We start from the raw sequence: 14,324 nt of genomic DNA on the forward strand, positions 1-14,324 counted from the left end.
ATCGTCGTCGGCACCAACAAGGAAGACATGGCTTTGGCCGTCAACCGGTTGGGCGAGGTCGGCGGCGGCGTGGTGCTCTATTCCAAGGGCAAGGAACTGGCGCTGGTCGAGATGCCGATCGCCGGCCTGATGTCTGACGAACGCGCCGAGATCGTCGCGGCGAAAGCCGAGCAATTGACAGAGGCCATGCGCAAGGTCGGCTGCTCGCTTAACAACGCCTATATGCAGCACTCGCTGCTGGCGCTGGTGGTTATCCCGGAGCTCAGGATATCGGATGTCGGTCTTGTCGACGTGACGACCTTCCAGAAGGTCGATCTTTTTATCTAAAGCAGGTCATCCGCCCGTCGCGATGGTCAGCACCTTGAACGGCGTGGTGATGACCACTTCGGCGACCGATCCCACGGCTTTGCCGAGCCCTTGGCCGATATTGTCCAACCCGGCTCCCTGAGGTTCGCCCGCTCGCAGGGCTGCCGGCGTGCGCAGCCGGTCGCCAAGCAATTGCACCAGGATCGGGTTATCGGCGAATTTGGCATGGTTCAAACGGTCGCCGCCTTTGGTGTTGGTCAGATCCGCAACAACCACGCCGTAACTCGCGAGATCGGCCGCATTGCCGTAGTCGCCGACGCGCGGCTTGTCGCCGGAGATGAAGCTCGACAGCTTCAGCGCTCGGTCGTCGCCTGAAAGCAGGATGGCGAAGGGCTTATCGGGCTTGCCGTAGCGGATCATCTGCTTCTTGAAGACGTCGACGTCGATGTCCGGCGACGCCAGAACGACATAGCCGAGCTTGCCGTTCAGATCGCGGTCGCCGGTGATGGCGAGCTGGCGCAGCGCTTCCATCGTCAGCCAGGTGCCCATCGAATGGGCGATGATGTCGATGCTCTTGACGCGTGTTTTGGCGAGCATCCGCAGCGTCGCCTCGAGGTCGTCGCGCGCTGCGGTCGAACTGTCCTTGTCGTAGATGTAGCCGGTGGTCTTGCCGCTCGATGCCCAGGAAAACAGCACTGGCGTCCCTGGGTATTTCGTGTCGTGCGCGATCTGCGTCAGCCGGAACACGCCGTCGTCGAAGCCGTTGTTGAAGCCGTGCACGAAAACCAGAGCGCGGTCGCCGCCTATGGCAATATTGGAGCCGACCGCCTTGGCGAACTGCGAGGCATCCGCATAGTGGACGACTTCGGTGGCGGTAAATTGCTTAGCCGGATTGCTGTCGGCGGAGCCCTTGGCGCGCTCGATCGCGCCGACCTGGTGGATCTTGGGCACGGTGACGTGGACGCGGGCGTATCCGGTGGTCAGCGAACGGTCGCCGTCGAACACCTGGCGGGGATCCTTGGTCGCCTGCTGGCGGGTGGTGGCGACGAAGATCTCATGCCTGGCGGCAATGTCGGAGGCTGGCGCGGAGACAGGTTTGCGGTTGAGCAGATCGTGCGTGGGGCCGGCGCAGCCGGCGAGGGTGAGCGCGAAGGCAAGGCCGACAACGATCTTCACATGCACAGTCAACCGGGGTCCCCCCAAGGGCGGCAAACCTCTCCCTTACTCCGATAAAGGCAGGGAGCGGCCGGGTCCAGTTCAAAGTCACGTGATGCGGAAACCACGTGGACAGGGTCACTGCGCAGCCAGCTGGCGGATGCGGTCGGTCACGTCGCGGTCGCTGGCAAAGCCGTCGTCCTCGCGCAGCCGCTGTCCGATCATCTTCACCAGCGCAGGGTTGTCGGCGAATTTCGTATGATTGAAGCTGTCGGCACCCTTCTCATTGGAAAGGTCGACCACCGTGACGCCATAGGAGGCAAGATCGGCGGCGTCACGATAGTCGCCGACGCGCGGCCGCGAGCCGGCGATCAGGCCGGAGAGCCTGAGCGCCCGGTCGTCATCCGACAGAAGCAGGATGAAGGGCTTGTCCGGCTTGCCGTAACGGCGCATCTGGCTCTTGAAGACGTCGACATCGATATCGGGCGATGCGAGCACCACGTCGCCCAGCTTGCCGCTCAGATCGCGATCGCCGGTGATGGCGAGCTGGCGCAGCGTTTCCATCGTCACCCAAGTTCCCATCGAATGGGCGACGATGTCGATGCGCCGGGCACCGGTCTGCGCCAGCATCCTGAGCGTCACTTCCAGCTGGTCGCGCGCGGCGGCGGCACTTTCCTTGTCATAGACATAGTCGGTGGTCTTGGCGCCGGATGCCCAGGAGAACAGCACCGGCGTGCCCGGATAGCCGGAATCATGGACGATCTGGGTGAGCCGGTAGACGGCGTCGTCGAAGCCGGTGTTGTAGCCGTGGACGAAGACCATCACACGTCCGCCGCGGGCGTCGATGTCGGCGTTGAGGGCGCTGGTGAATTTCGGCTGCGTGTCGTAGCCGACGACTTCCGAGGCCATGAAATACTTGGTCGGATCGTCCGACTTGCCGCGCGAGCGGCGCTCGATCTGGCCGACCTGGTGAATCGGCGGAACGGTGACGTTGACGCGGGCATAGTTCAGCGTCGCCGAGCGTTCGCCGTCGAAGACCTTGTTCGGATCGTCGGACCGCTTGCGCGTGGTGGCGATGAAGATCGAATGGTTGCCCGCGATCTCGGTCGCCTGGGTCGGCACGACCACGCTGCCCAGGATTTCCTGCGTCTGGGGACCCGCGCAGCCTGCCGTCAGCAGTGCAAGGGCAATGATGAAAATCGTCTTCAACCGCACGTCGACACTTCCGCTGCAATTCCACTTTGGCCGCGATTGGCCGTCCACCTCCGCGGAAATCTCCCGGACAGCCGAAGTGCGGCTAAAGTAAGTCGTGTCTAGTGGAAATTGGCTCAGCGCCGGGCGAGGACCACCGTGGTGTTGCGCGAAAGCCAAAAGGGCGGCAGGAAGGTTGCGGGCACCGGCAGGGGTGCTGGCGCGTGCCGGCGAGATCGAAAATGAGGGACTGGTAGTGAACAGCTTTTCCGCCCGCGTCGCCGTGGCCGCCGAGGCGATCCGCGAAATCTTTCCGGAAACGCCGCTCCAGGAGAACGACTATCTGTCGAAGAAGACCGGCGCCCGCGTGCTGTTGAAGCGCGAGGACCTGACGCCGGTGCGTTCCTACAAGATCAGGGGCGCCTTCAATTTCTTCCGCAAGGCGCTTGCCGCCGGCAACAATGCCGAGCTGTTCGTCTGCGCCTCGGCCGGCAACCATGCGCAGGGCTTTGCCTTCGTCTGCCGCCATTTCGGCAAGAAGGGCGTCGTGTTCATGCCGGTGACGACGCCGCAGCAGAAGATCGACAAGACGCGGCTGTTCGGCGGCGATTTCGTCGAGATCAGGCTGGTCGGCGACTTCTTCGACGATTGCTACCGCGCCGCCTTCGAATTCACCGAAAGCGCCGGCGCGCATATGGTGCCGCCCTTCGACCACAAGGACATCATCGAGGGCCAGGCCACCGTGGCCTACGAAATCGCGGCGCAGATGCCGGGCGCGCGCGCGCCCGACATCGTCATGCTGCCGGTGGGCGGCGGCGGCCTTGCCGCCGGCGTGACCCACTATTTCGCCGACCAGCATCGCGACCCGCGTTTCGTGTTCTGCGAACCTGCCGGCGCGCCGAGCCTGCGTGAAAGCCTTGCCAGCGGCAAGCGGGTGAAGCTCGCCAAGGTCGACAATTTCGTCGACGGCGCCGCGGTGGCCGAGATCGGCCGCGAGCCGCTGCGCCACCTCAAGGACTTCGCCGCCGATGCCGTCCGGCTGGTTCCGGAGAACCGGCTCTGCGCCACGATGATCGAGATGCTCAATGTCGAGGGCGTCGTGGTGGAGCCGGCCGGCGCGCTGGCTATCGACGCGCTCAAGGATTTTTCGCGCAAGGAGATCAGGGGCAAGACCATCGTCGCGGTCGTATCCGGCGGCAATTTCGACTTCGAGCGGCTGCCCGACGTGAAGGAGCGGGCGCTGCGCTTCGAGGGGCTGAAGAAGTATTTCATCATCCGCTTCCCGCAGCGGCCGGGCGCGCTGCGCGATTTCCTCGAAATGCTCGGTCCAGACGACGACATCGCCCGCTTCGAATATCTGAAGAAGTCGGCGCGCAATTTCGGCTCGGTGCTGATCGGCATCGAGACCAAGGACCGGCGCAATTTCTATCTGCTGAAGGCCAATTTCGACGCCGAGGGCGTGCAGTATCAGGATATCACCGACAACGAGACCCTGGCGGGCTTCATCATATGAGCGAAAAACAAGGCACGGTCTTCGTCGCGTTGTTTTCCGGCATCAATGTCGGCGGCAACCGCATCGTCAAGATGGCGGAGCTCAAAGCCTTCTTCGAGGGCCTCGGCTTCACCGATGTCGCGACCTATGTGCAGAGCGGCAATGTCGTGTTCCGGGCGAAGAAAGGCGATGCAGCAGCGCTCACCAAGGAGATCGAGGCGGCCTTCGAGAAGAAATGGGGTTTCAATTCGCGCATCATGGTGCGCGATGCCGGCTGGTTCGAGCGGCTGGTGAAGGACAATCCCTATCCCGAGATCTCGGGGGAGCCGACCAAGCTGCATGCCTATGCGCTGGAGCGCGAGCCGACGGCTGAGGAGACGCAGCGGCTCGCGGACAAATGCACCGGCCCCGAGCGCTTCGAGATCAAGGGCGACGTGCTTTACCTTCACGCGCCGGACGGGCTCGGCAAATCGGTGTTCGCCAATCTGATTCCGCGCACCTTGAAGGTGCCTGGCACGGCGCGAAACTGGCGCAGCGTGCTGGCGTTGCTCGATATGGCCGGAAAAGCCGGCGGCTGATCGCCGATTTGTCAGGCGGCCTTTTGCCAGTCGAAGCTCAATTCCTCGCGGAAGGCGAAGCGCTTGATATGGTCGGCGACCACCGTCTCCAACCGGTCCAGTGAAGCTTCATCGTCGGCGGCCAGAGCGATGTGCAGCGCCTGATCGTCGGCGTCCATGACGGTGCGGCCGATCGAGAGCTGGATAGCGCCATGCCGTGGGTCGAACTCAACCGGGAATTTGTGCGACCAGTGCTTGCAGAGCTGCTGCAGGTAGCGGCTGGCATGTTCGGTGGCGACATCGGCGCGGCTGGTCAGCATGAAATTCTCCTGGCGGATGAAGAAACGCCAGCCTGGACGGGGCTGGCGCCAATTTCCGGTAGATAGGCAGCATCTGGGGAAACGCCAGCGGCGGCCGGTAAAATCGGCGCGCTTCGCCGAGTTTTACCAGACGCCCGTGTTCGCCATCGAGGCCCACGGTTCGGCCTTTACCTTGGCCGGGCCTTTCTGCAGGAGCTCGATCGAGATGCCGTCCGGCGAGCGGACGAAGGCCATGTTGCCGTCGCGCGGCGGACGGTTGATGGTCACGCCGCTGTCCATCAGCTTCTGGCAGGTGGCGTAGATGTCGTCGACCTCATAGGCGAGGTGGCCGAAACTGCGGCCGCCCCTGTAGTCCTCCGGGTCCCAATTGTAGGTCAGCTCGACCAGCGGCGCCTTCTCGTTGATGCCGCTCTGCTCGTCTTCGGGCGCGGCGAGGAAGATTAGCGTGTAGCGGCCCTGCTCGTTTTCGTAGCGGCGCACCTCCTTCAGGCCGAGCTTGTTGCAGTAGAAATCGAGCGACTGGTCGATATCGGCGACGCGAACCATTGTGTGCAGATAGCGCATGGGGACTTCCTCGGCTTGTTGGGGTTGTGAGGCACCATAGGGGCCACCCGACGAAAGGGCAATCGTCCGACAATAGCGGCGGCGCGGTCGATTTTAGGGCCCGCCAGTCGTCTTCGGGAAGCGCCGGCAAACAACATTTCAGCCTTTCCGGTGCTGAACGGTGAAAAAAGGCACGTCAGCCCTTGCACACCCCGGAAGCCGCAGTGTTAATCTCTCGGCAAGAATCAGTTGCAGTTCGATTTGAAAAAGGGGGCATTCTTATGGGGGAAAAAGCCTCTTTCACGAGGCGGGACGGAAGCCTTGACGACGCCTTGAAGCGGGACAATGGCGGCGACTCCGCCGAGCTTGTCGAAATCGCCGGGGCTATCAAATGGTTCGACGTGGCCAAGGGCTACGGCTTCATCCTTCCGGACGACGGCGTCTCGGGTGACATCCTCCTCCATGTGACATGTCTTCGAAAGGACGGCTTCCAGACGGCGCTCGAGGGCGCGCGGGTCGTCTGCCTGGTGAAACAGGGCGAGCGCGGATTGCAGGCTTTCCGCGTCCTGTCCATGGATGCTTCGACGGCCGTTCATCCGGCGGAGCAGGAGCAGCGCACCCACGTTACCGTCAGCCCGGAGAGCGGCCTCGAGCGGGCTCTGGTCAAGTGGTTCAACCGCACCAAGGGTTTTGGCTTCCTGACGCGGGGCGAGGGAACCGAAGATATCTTCGTCCACATGGAAACCTTGCGGCGCTACGGCATAACCGAGCTCCGGCCCGGCCAGGTCGTGCTGGTGCGCTTCGGACGTGGCGACAAAGGCCTTATGGCCGCCGAAATCCACCCCGATATGGGTACCTTGTCGGTCTCGCATTAAGGACTTCTCGACTCCGTCCAAAAGCGCCTTTGCCGCGGACCGACTATCTTCTCCGAAAACCGGTTCCACTTCCGCGGATCATGGTTTAGGACGAGCGTCTGGACGAGGTACCTTGATGGCTCATCGCAATTGGCTGACTGCGGGCGCGCTCTGCGCCGCGATCGTTTTCGCCGCCTGTTTCATGGCCGCGAAGCCGAGTTCGGCGGATGCGATGCTGCTGCCGATCGACCGGACGCCTCTGGTGGTGGCGACCGGTTCGGGCGAGCGTTCCTTCTCCATCGAGATCGCCGACACTTCCGCGGAGCGGGAGGCGGGCCTGATGTTCCGCCGGACGATGGCCGACGATCACGGCATGTTGTTCGTCTTCGACAGAACCGATGAGGTGGATTTCTGGATGAAGAACACGCCGATGGCTCTCGACCTCGTGTTTGTCGGCGAGGACGGCCGGATCAAGGCGATCAAGCGCGGCGAGCCCGAGTCCGAGGCGATCATCTCACCCGGACAGCCCGTGCGCTTCGTGCTTGAGTTGAAGGCAGGCACCGCCGCCAGGGACGGCATCAAGGAAGGCGATTTTTTGCGCCATCCGGCCATCGGCGCCGGATCCAACTGAAAAGCAGTTTCTGCCGATGCAATTCCTTTCGCATGACGGTTTTGAACTCGCCTATCTCGATCGCCAGCCGGCGTCGGGGCAGTTCGACCCCGTTATGATGATCCATGGCTTTGCCTCCAGCCACTATGTCAATTGGGTCTCGCCGGGCTGGTTCAAGACGCTGAACGACGCCGGCTACCGGGCGATTGCCTTCGACAATCGCGGCCATGGCTCGTCGTCAAAGAGTTACGACGAGGCCGATTACACGCCGGCCAAGATGGCTTCCGATGCGGCCGCGCTGCTCGATCACCTCGGCATCGAACGTGCCCATGTCATGGGTTATTCGATGGGCGCGCGGGTTTCGGCCTTCCTGGCGCTTTCCGACCCGCAGAAGGTCGCGACGCTGGTGTTCGGTGGCCTCGGCATCGGCATGGTCGACGGCGTCGGCGACTGGGACCCGATCGCGGCGGCGCTGTTGGCGGAAGACCCGTCGCAAAACACGCATCCGCGCGGCCGCTCTTTCCGCGCCTTCGCAGACCAGACGCGCAGCGACAGGCGCGCGCTCGCGGCGTGCATCGCAACTTCGCGCGAGCTGCTCAGCGAGGACGACATGGCGCGCATCGCCCAGCCGACGCTGATCGCGGTCGGCACCCAGGACGATATCGGCGGCTCGCCGGACGAACTCGCCGCCCTGATGCCCAATGCCAGGGCGTTCCACATCGAGGGACGCGACCATATGCTCGCCGTCGGCGACAAGAGCTTCAAGCAGCGCGTGCTCGAATTCTACGCCGAATACCCGCTCTGAGCGCGCTCGCTCCCCGCCTGACAATGGTCGATCTTCTCGTCACCTACATGGAGATGTCCCCGCCGCCCCGGGGCGCGCCGCGTACGTCACCTTTGCCCGGCGCCATCGTGGCGCGCGAAAGGCTCGATCCTTCCAGCTATCTCGATCTCTACCGCGCGGTTGGCGGACCGGTGCAATGGGACCAGCGGCTGCGGATGCCCGGGGCGGAACTCGAAACGCTGCTCGCCGACGATGCCACACATATCCACGTGCTGCGCTTCGATGGCGAAGCCGGTGGATTCTGCGAGTTCAACAATGTCGGCGAAGCGGCAATCGAGCTCGTCCACTTCGGGTTGGTTCCAGCTTTTCAAAGCAAGCGGCTTGGGCCGTTCCTGCTCGACCGGGCGTTGCGCGCGGCGTGGTCGCATCGGCCGAAACGGCTTTGGCTCCACACCGATACTTATGATCATCCAGCCGCGCAATCGGTCTATGGACGCGCCGGATTCAGCGCCTATGCGCGACGGATGGAAACCTTTCCGGATTAGGCAGTCCCGCTTTCCAGCGCCGCGAGTGATCGCTCGATGTTCTGTCTCGCCTGGGCCTCGAAGCGCTGCCGGAACTCGGTCATGTAGAAAATATGCGGCCGGGCGAGGAAGCTCTTCAGGACGCCCGCTCGGCCAGCGCGCCACATCGGCTCTTCCACCCAGCCATATTCCAGCCGGACCGCCTGCTCATAGGCGTCGAAGACAGCAGGGTCGGCGCCGAGGATCGCCAGATCCATGTCGAGCAGAAGAGCGGCATCGCTGAGTGCGTCCTCATCGCGCAAAGGCGGCAACTGGTGGTTGGCGGTGGCGTTGATCATTGCCGCTATGCGGACGATGCGACCAGGATCGACTCGTCCGGCGAGCCTTTTCTCGGCCAGTTGGGCGCTTTTTGCCTCATTGTCCTTGGCGCGGCTGTCATAGATGGCGTCGTGAAACCAGATCGCGGCCTCGACGGCCTGCGGATCATCGAGCAGGCCTCGGTATTCGTCAGCCAGCGCCAGCATCGCCTCGATGTGGGAGAGGTCGTGATAGTGGCGATCTTCGGCGCTATAGAGCGCCGCAAGCTCGCTTTTCAGCGCCTCGTCGATCAAGGGTTCGTTTTCCATCGTCGCTTGAATCTGCGTGAACCAGGTCCATTTGACAAAGCACTAAGGAAAATTGAGTTCAACCGTGCTATGATTTCGCTTATATGTGCCGCCCGAGAATGAGCAAGGCCGGAGACCGTCGATGAACAGCATTACGATTGCCCGCCCCAGCATGGTGCAGCCGGTCGATCCGATATGGCGGTCGATCCGCGACGAGGCGATGGAGGCGGTGAACCGCGATCCCTTGCTTGCGGCCTTCCTCTATTCGACCATCCTCAACCAGGAGAGCCTGGAAGAAGCGGTAATCCACCGGCTTGCCGAGCGCCTGGCGCATCAGGACATCGGCTCCGATCTCATCCGCCAGACCTTCAAGGCGATGCTGGACGACGATCCGGAGTGGAGCACGACGGTTCGCGTCGACATCCAGGCCTATTACGACCGCGACCCGGCCTGCGACCGCTTCATCATGCCGGTCCTCTATTTCAAGGGTTTTCACGCCATCCAGACGCACCGGCTGGCGCATTGGCTATGGAACCATGGCCGCAGGGATTTCGCGCTCTATCTGCAGAGCCGCTCGTCCTCGGTGTTCCAGACCGACATCAATCCAGCCGCCCGCATCGGCAAGGGCATCTTCCTCGACCATGCCACGGGCCTTGTCGTCGGCCAGACGGCCGTCATCGAGGATGACGTGTCGATCCTGCATGGGGTGACGCTGGGCGGCACCGGCAAGGCCAATGGCGACCGCCATCCGAAGATCCGCCGGGGCGTGCTGATCGGCGCCGGCGCCAAGATCCTCGGCAATATCGAGATCGGCCATTGCTCGAAGATCGCGGCGGGCTCGGTCGTGCTGTCGCCCGTGCCGCACAACAAGACGGTCGCCGGCGTGCCCGCACGCGTCGTCGGCGAGACCGGCTGCGACCAGCCTTCGCGGCAGATGGACCAGCTCCTGCCGTCGCAGAGCATGGACCACGTGGTCAGCTTCGACATCTGACCGAGGCTTACCGGCGGCGGCCGAACGGGCCGCCGGTTCCGCTTGACTGTTCTCCCATGTTATCCTGCCGGCTTGCCTTTACATGGCCATCGTTGGCGTGTCAGAAGCGCGTTCCCACGAACAAGGCCGACATTTCGGAGAAGACTTTTGAAGCCTGACGAAATCAGAAAGCTGGACGCCTATTTCAAGCGCGTCTTCCAGAACCCCAAGCTGCAGGTCAAGGCGCGCCCGCGCAAGGAAGACTCGGCCGAGGTCTATGTCGGCGACGAATTCCTCGGCATCGTCTTCAAGGATGAGGACGACGGCGACTATAATTTCTCGATGGCCATTCTCGACATCGATCTGGCCTAAATCAGCCTTAGCGAACTGCCGCCGAATGGAGCATCCCGACAGCTACCCGACGATTTCGGTGGCCAACCGAAGCAAGCTGTCGGGCAATATGGCTGCTATTTTGCGCGCAGCGTTCAAATTGACGATCAACTCGGGCCGGCGGACATATTCGACTGCAAGCGCGCCGGCGTCGGCTCCCTCGAGGATCATAGCGACCTGGCTGGCCGACCGGCGCGCGGCAAATGCGAGGCTCGTGCCATAGGCCAGCAGCGGACCGTACCTCGCCTGGTCCCTGCCGAAAACGGCCGGCAACCCCGCAGTGTTCGCCATCCCGACGATCCTGGCCCCGTAAGTCGTGGTTCGCGGGACCTCCAGGCACAGCAGTCCGTCCGCCTCGGCAGCCGCGAAGATGGCGAAACCAGCCTCGAGGTCTTCCTCGCTTCCAAGCAAGTGAACGCAAATGTCGAGGCCTTCCGCTTCGGCTGCTGCTTTTGAGAGTTTCGGCAGGATGTCTGGAACCCCCGCGTCGCCCAAAATCGCCAGGCGCCTCAGGTTCGGCGCCACCTGCTTCAACATTCGCACTTGCTCGCGGATCTGGCCTGGGTCGAAATTCGAGCATCCCGTCGTGCGGCCGCCGGGCCGCTCGACGTTCTGGACGATTTTCGCCGATACCGGATCGAGCACGACGGCAAAGACGATCGGCAGATCGGGCGCCGCCTCGCGAGCAGCCCAGTAGCTCACGGCCCCAATGGCGACGATGATCTCGGCTCCGCGCTGAACAAGCTCGCCGGCAAGGGCTAGAAGGCGATCAAGATAGCCGTCGGCAAAGCGAGGCTCGATCTGGATGGTTTCACCGTCCCGGTAGCCCAGCTCTCCGATCGCCCCGCAGAAAGAGCCGAAGCTCGGATACGAGCGGTCGCCGGCGAGCAGAACGCCGACAACGGGGATGTCTGAAGGCCGCATTCTTCGCATTCCCGGCAGTTTCTTGGCGCGCCCGCGCCGTTTCGATGTCGACGCTACCACAGCGTCGTCCGGGCGAAATGCCGAAAAACCCGCTTCCCGTGCGCGAGACGGCGCCTAATCCTGGCAATGTCGTGGGATATGCACCCGACGCCAGCTGGTGGAACCTTCCCGCACCACCACCCGTCGCGCCACCGTCCCGTATGAAGGCGGGATTTCCCGGATGCGGACCTGCTGCGGCCGCACCAGCACTTCGTGGGCAACCGCTTCATACTCCGCCGGCTGAACGACGCGCCGGACGCGCTCCGGCTGGACCACGACCGTTTCGGCGACGCGCGCATAGCGGGCCTTGCGCCATACCTTGCACAGCACCTTGCGGCCATGGATGATGCGCCATTCCCAGGCATAGCCGCCGTCGTAGACCTTGACCGTATGATAGAGCGTGCGCGTGACAGCCGGGACGGTCTCATAGGTGACCCGCGGCGGCGCGATCTGGTCCACGCTTTGATAGGCACCGAAGATCGGCGCGTCGTAATCGACCACCTGCCCGCCGGGGCTTACCATCACATCTTCGTAGACGGTGTCATAGAGGGCCGGCCTGTGGATCGGCTCGTAGCATTCGAGCGCGCGGCTGCCGGCGGCGGTTCCTGAGACGCTGGCAAGCATCGCGACCGCCGCCAGCGATACGGAGTGTTTGCGGATCATGACATTCCCCCGTTGAAAAAGGACGCCTTCACAACGCAGGACTGTAGCGGAAGGTCCGGGGTCGGACAGTGATTTCAAGGCTTTTCGTTAAGCGGCGCGGTTAAGGAATTGCTACCTTGCGGATGGCTTCGTGCGGCCAACCAGGACCGAAGCCGTCGCGCGCGATCAAATCGGCGGTATTTCCCGGGCCGGTCGCGCTTTACTCGACTTAACCAGATGGCTAGGAGAGGCGGCCTTGCGCTAGGGTGAGCCGGCATCCTATTTAGGTCGTAACCGATCCAGAACGATTCCGCGCCATTGCTCGTATAACAAGGTGCCGGAAATCCATCTCCAACAAGGGTAGTCCATGAAGAACCCCGTTGAAACCTACATGAACCTCGTTCCGATGGTGGTCGAGCAGACCAATCGCGGCGAGCGCGCCTATGACATTTTCTCGCGCCTCTTGAAGGAACGCATCATCTTCATCACCGGTCCGGTCGAGGACGGGATGGCGACGCTGGTTTGTGCACAGCTTTTGTTCCTCGAGGCGGAGAACCCCAAGAAGGAAATCAACCTCTACATCAATTCGCCGGGCGGCGTCGTCACCTCGGGCATGGCGATCTACGACACCATGCAGTTCATCAAACCGGCCGTGTCGACGCTCTGCATCGGTCAGGCCGCCTCGATGGGGTCGCTGCTTCTGACCGCCGGCCACAAGGACATGCGTTTCGCCACGCCGAACGCCCGGATCATGGTCCACCAGCCGTCCGGTGGCTTCCAGGGTCAGGCGTCGGACATCGAACGTCATGCGCAGGACATCATCAAGCTGAAGCGCCGCTTGAACGAGGTCTATGTCAAGCATACCGGCAAGAGCTATGAGGAGATCGAGCGGACGCTCGACCGCGACCACTTCATGACCGCGGACGAGGCCCGGGATTTCGGTCTGATCGACAAGGTCATCTCGAGCCGCGAGGCCGCCGAGACAGCCACGGCTTCAGCCTGATTTCGGCAACAAACGACAGCATAACTCGGTTTTGGCGCGGCTTGCGGCATTTCGGCCACATTTGGCTGTTCCCTCAGGCGTTGGGATTGCCTACGTTAAGGCTATGTTGATTTTCGACGGCTTAGCTTTGAATGGGGTTGCAGCGAATCATTGCCGCGTTTTCTGATTTCGTGTTTCGTACAGAATGCGCTGTGTGAGCCGGGACACTGGCGGGGGCGGATTCCCGCGATAGATTGGTGAGACGTCACTGAAAGCCAGACCATCGGCGGGCGTTGGTGAAAGGACAGAAAAATGAGCAAGGTCAGCAACGGCGGCGGTGATTCAAAGAACACGCTTTACTGCTCGTTTTGCGGCAAGAGCCAGCACGAAGTCCGCAAGCTGATCGCCGGACCGACCGTCTTCATCTGCGACGAGTGCGTCGAGCTCTGCATGGACATCATCCGCGAGGAGAACAAGACCTCGATGGTGAAGTCGCGCGAGGGCGTGCCGACCCCGCAGGAGATCCTCAAGGTCCTCGACGACTATGTCATCGGCCAGCCCTACGCCAAGCGCGTGCTGTCGGTGGCGGTGCACAACCACTACAAGCGCCTCGCGCATGCCGGCAAGAACAACGACGTCGAGCTGGCAAAGTCGAACATCCTGCTGATCGGCCCGACCGGCTGCGGCAAGACGCTGCTGGCGCAGACGCTCGCCCGCATCATCGACGTGCCCTTCACCATGGCCGACGCCACGACGCTGACCGAGGCAGGCTATGTCGGCGAGGACGTCGAGAACATCATCCTGAAGCTGTTGCAGTCGGCCGACTACAATGTCGAGCGCGCCCAGCGCGGCATCGTCTATATCGATGAAATCGACAAGATCTCGCGCAAGTCGGACAATCCCTCGATCACCCGCGACGTGTCGGGCGAGGGCGTTCAGCAGGCGCTTCTGAAGATCATGGAAGGCACGGTCGCCTCGGTGCCGCCGCAGGGTGGCCGCAAGCATCCGCAGCAGGAGTTCCTGCAGGTCGACACCGCCAACATCCTGTTCATCTGCGGCGGCGCCTTCGCGGGCCTCGACAAGATCATCTCGGATCGCGGCCGCAAGACCTCGATCGGCTTCGGCGCGACCGTGGCCTCGCCGGAGGATCGCCGCACCGGCGACCTGTTCCGCCAGGTCGAGCCCGAGGATCTGCTGAAATTCGGCCTGATCCCGGAATTCGTCGGCCGTCTGCCGGTCCTGGCGACGCTGGAAGACCTCGACGAGCCGGCGCTGATCCAGATCCTGACGGAGCCGAAGAACGCGCTGGTCAAGCAGTATCAGCGGCTGTTCGAGATGGAGAATGTCGATCTGACCTTCCACGAGAACGCGCTGTCGGCGATCGCCAAGCGCGCGATCGAGCGGAAGACCGGCGCGCGCGGCCTGCGCTCCATCAT

At 62.8% G+C, this 14,324-nt stretch carries 18 protein-coding genes; 11 read left to right on the plus strand and 7 right to left on the minus strand.

From position 1 onward, the window contains the following. On the plus strand, positions 1-327 hold a 327-nt coding region (locus EOA24_RS10110; protein WP_133374487.1), incomplete at its 5' end, for an adenine deaminase C-terminal domain-containing protein. Positions 328-333: 6 nt separating this feature from the next. Here EOA24_RS10110 and EOA24_RS10115 read toward each other — a convergent pair. Together EOA24_RS10115 and EOA24_RS10120 are read right to left on the minus strand one after the other, a co-directional pair. Further along, on the minus strand, positions 334-1,494 hold the full coding sequence (locus EOA24_RS10115; RefSeq protein WP_126082426.1) for an alpha/beta hydrolase: 1,161 nt from the start codon (positions 1,492-1,494) through the stop codon (positions 334-336). Between the two features lie 105 nt (positions 1,495-1,599). Beyond that, entirely contained in the window at positions 1,600-2,676 is a 1,077-nt protein-coding gene (locus tag EOA24_RS10120) for an alpha/beta hydrolase (protein ID WP_126082427.1), read from the minus strand. Positions 2,677-2,908: 232 nt separating this feature from the next. Here EOA24_RS10120 and ilvA point away from each other — a divergent pair, with 232 nt between their 5' ends. Together ilvA and EOA24_RS10130 are read left to right on the plus strand one after the other, a co-directional pair. After that, positions 2,909-4,165: a threonine ammonia-lyase IlvA gene (gene ilvA, locus EOA24_RS10125; protein WP_126082428.1), complete on the plus strand. Its 1,257-nt coding sequence runs from the start codon at positions 2,909-2,911 to the stop codon at positions 4,163-4,165. Then, on the plus strand, positions 4,162-4,722 hold the full coding sequence (locus EOA24_RS10130) for a DUF1697 domain-containing protein (protein WP_126082429.1): 561 nt from the start codon (positions 4,162-4,164) through the stop codon (positions 4,720-4,722). The genes ilvA and EOA24_RS10130 overlap by 4 nt, the downstream gene beginning before the upstream one ends. 11 nt (positions 4,723-4,733) lie before the next feature. Here the strand turns inward: EOA24_RS10130 and EOA24_RS10135 are convergent, their stop codons facing one another. Together EOA24_RS10135 and gloA are read right to left on the minus strand one after the other, a co-directional pair. After that, complete coding sequence (locus EOA24_RS10135) at positions 4,734-5,021, minus strand: DUF2218 domain-containing protein (protein WP_126082430.1); 288 nt, start codon at positions 5,019-5,021, stop codon at positions 4,734-4,736. Positions 5,022-5,144: 123 nt separating this feature from the next. Next, positions 5,145-5,585, minus strand: a complete 441-nt coding sequence (gene gloA / locus EOA24_RS10140; RefSeq protein WP_126082431.1) for a lactoylglutathione lyase — start codon at positions 5,583-5,585, stop codon at positions 5,145-5,147. Positions 5,586-5,845: 260 nt separating this feature from the next. On the opposite strand from gloA, the gene EOA24_RS10145 reads away from it, so the two are divergent. From EOA24_RS10145 to EOA24_RS10160, 4 genes are all read left to right on the plus strand, one after another. After that, positions 5,846-6,439, plus strand: coding sequence for a cold-shock protein (locus EOA24_RS10145; RefSeq protein ID WP_126064639.1), 594 nt, complete (start codon positions 5,846-5,848; stop codon positions 6,437-6,439). 115 nt (positions 6,440-6,554) lie between these two features. After that, positions 6,555-7,049, plus strand: coding sequence for a DUF192 domain-containing protein (locus EOA24_RS10150; protein WP_126082432.1), 495 nt, complete (start codon positions 6,555-6,557; stop codon positions 7,047-7,049). A 16-nt stretch (positions 7,050-7,065) separates the two neighbouring features. Beyond that, positions 7,066-7,833, plus strand: coding sequence for an alpha/beta hydrolase (locus EOA24_RS10155; RefSeq protein WP_126082433.1), 768 nt, complete (start codon positions 7,066-7,068; stop codon positions 7,831-7,833). Positions 7,834-7,856: 23 nt separating this feature from the next. After that, positions 7,857-8,357: a GNAT family N-acetyltransferase gene (locus EOA24_RS10160; RefSeq protein ID WP_126082434.1), complete on the plus strand. Its 501-nt coding sequence runs from the start codon at positions 7,857-7,859 to the stop codon at positions 8,355-8,357. Here EOA24_RS10160 and EOA24_RS10165 read toward each other — a convergent pair. Further along, complete coding sequence (locus EOA24_RS10165) at positions 8,354-8,962, minus strand: hypothetical protein (RefSeq protein WP_126082435.1); 609 nt, start codon at positions 8,960-8,962, stop codon at positions 8,354-8,356. The genes EOA24_RS10160 and EOA24_RS10165 overlap by 4 nt on opposite strands. A 121-nt stretch (positions 8,963-9,083) precedes the next feature. Between EOA24_RS10165 and cysE the strand changes: the two genes are divergently transcribed. Further along, the gene (gene cysE / locus EOA24_RS10170) at positions 9,084-9,932 is read left to right on the plus strand and encodes a serine O-acetyltransferase (protein ID WP_042644430.1); all 849 of its coding nucleotides are present in this window, start codon (positions 9,084-9,086) and stop codon (positions 9,930-9,932) included. Positions 9,933-10,079: 147 nt separating this feature from the next. After that, complete coding sequence (locus EOA24_RS10175; protein WP_027166457.1) at positions 10,080-10,283, plus strand: DUF3126 family protein; 204 nt, start codon at positions 10,080-10,082, stop codon at positions 10,281-10,283. 42 nt (positions 10,284-10,325) lie between these two features. On the opposite strand, the gene EOA24_RS10180 is transcribed toward EOA24_RS10175, so the two are convergent. Together EOA24_RS10180 and EOA24_RS10185 are read right to left on the minus strand one after the other, a co-directional pair. Next, entirely contained in the window at positions 10,326-11,225 is a 900-nt protein-coding gene (locus EOA24_RS10180; RefSeq protein ID WP_189343118.1) for an ABC transporter substrate-binding protein, read from the minus strand. 114 nt (positions 11,226-11,339) lie between these two features. Then, positions 11,340-11,927: a hypothetical protein gene (locus EOA24_RS10185; RefSeq protein WP_126082437.1), complete on the minus strand. Its 588-nt coding sequence runs from the start codon at positions 11,925-11,927 to the stop codon at positions 11,340-11,342. A 346-nt stretch (positions 11,928-12,273) separates the two neighbouring features. On the opposite strand from EOA24_RS10185, the gene clpP reads away from it, so the two are divergent. Beyond that, positions 12,274-12,909: an ATP-dependent Clp endopeptidase proteolytic subunit ClpP gene (clpP, locus tag EOA24_RS10190; RefSeq protein ID WP_126082438.1), complete on the plus strand. Its 636-nt coding sequence runs from the start codon at positions 12,274-12,276 to the stop codon at positions 12,907-12,909. 291 nt (positions 12,910-13,200) lie between these two features. Further along, positions 13,201-14,324 (plus strand): ATP-dependent Clp protease ATP-binding subunit ClpX (clpX, locus tag EOA24_RS10195; protein ID WP_127409778.1); only part of this gene is annotated, 1,124 nt, incomplete at its 3' end.

The organism is Mesorhizobium sp. M2A.F.Ca.ET.039.01.1.1, from assembly GCF_003998035.1.
Taxonomy (GTDB): domain Bacteria; phylum Pseudomonadota; class Alphaproteobacteria; order Rhizobiales; family Rhizobiaceae; genus Mesorhizobium.

Coding starts and splice junctions, on each gene's coding strand:
- EOA24_RS10130 (WP_126082429.1), top strand. CDS start 4,162: ATGAGCGAAAAACAAGGCACGGTCTTCGTCGCGTTGTTTTCCGGCATC.
- EOA24_RS10135 (WP_126082430.1), bottom strand. CDS start 5,021: ATGCTGACCAGCCGCGCCGATGTCGCCACCGAACATGCCAGCCGCTAC.
- gloA (WP_126082431.1), bottom strand. CDS start 5,585: ATGCGCTATCTGCACACAATGGTTCGCGTCGCCGATATCGACCAGTCG.
- EOA24_RS10145 (WP_126064639.1), top strand. CDS start 5,846: ATGGGGGAAAAAGCCTCTTTCACGAGGCGGGACGGAAGCCTTGACGAC.
- EOA24_RS10150 (WP_126082432.1), top strand. CDS start 6,555: ATGGCTCATCGCAATTGGCTGACTGCGGGCGCGCTCTGCGCCGCGATC.
- EOA24_RS10155 (WP_126082433.1), top strand. CDS start 7,066: ATGCAATTCCTTTCGCATGACGGTTTTGAACTCGCCTATCTCGATCGC.
- EOA24_RS10160 (WP_126082434.1), top strand. CDS start 7,857: ATGGTCGATCTTCTCGTCACCTACATGGAGATGTCCCCGCCGCCCCGG.
- EOA24_RS10165 (WP_126082435.1), bottom strand. CDS start 8,962: ATGGAAAACGAACCCTTGATCGACGAGGCGCTGAAAAGCGAGCTTGCG.
- cysE (WP_042644430.1), top strand. CDS start 9,084: ATGAACAGCATTACGATTGCCCGCCCCAGCATGGTGCAGCCGGTCGAT.
- EOA24_RS10180 (WP_189343118.1), bottom strand. CDS start 11,225: ATGCGGCCTTCAGACATCCCCGTTGTCGGCGTTCTGCTCGCCGGCGAC.
- EOA24_RS10185 (WP_126082437.1), bottom strand. CDS start 11,927: ATGATCCGCAAACACTCCGTATCGCTGGCGGCGGTCGCGATGCTTGCC.
- clpP (WP_126082438.1), top strand. CDS start 12,274: ATGAAGAACCCCGTTGAAACCTACATGAACCTCGTTCCGATGGTGGTC.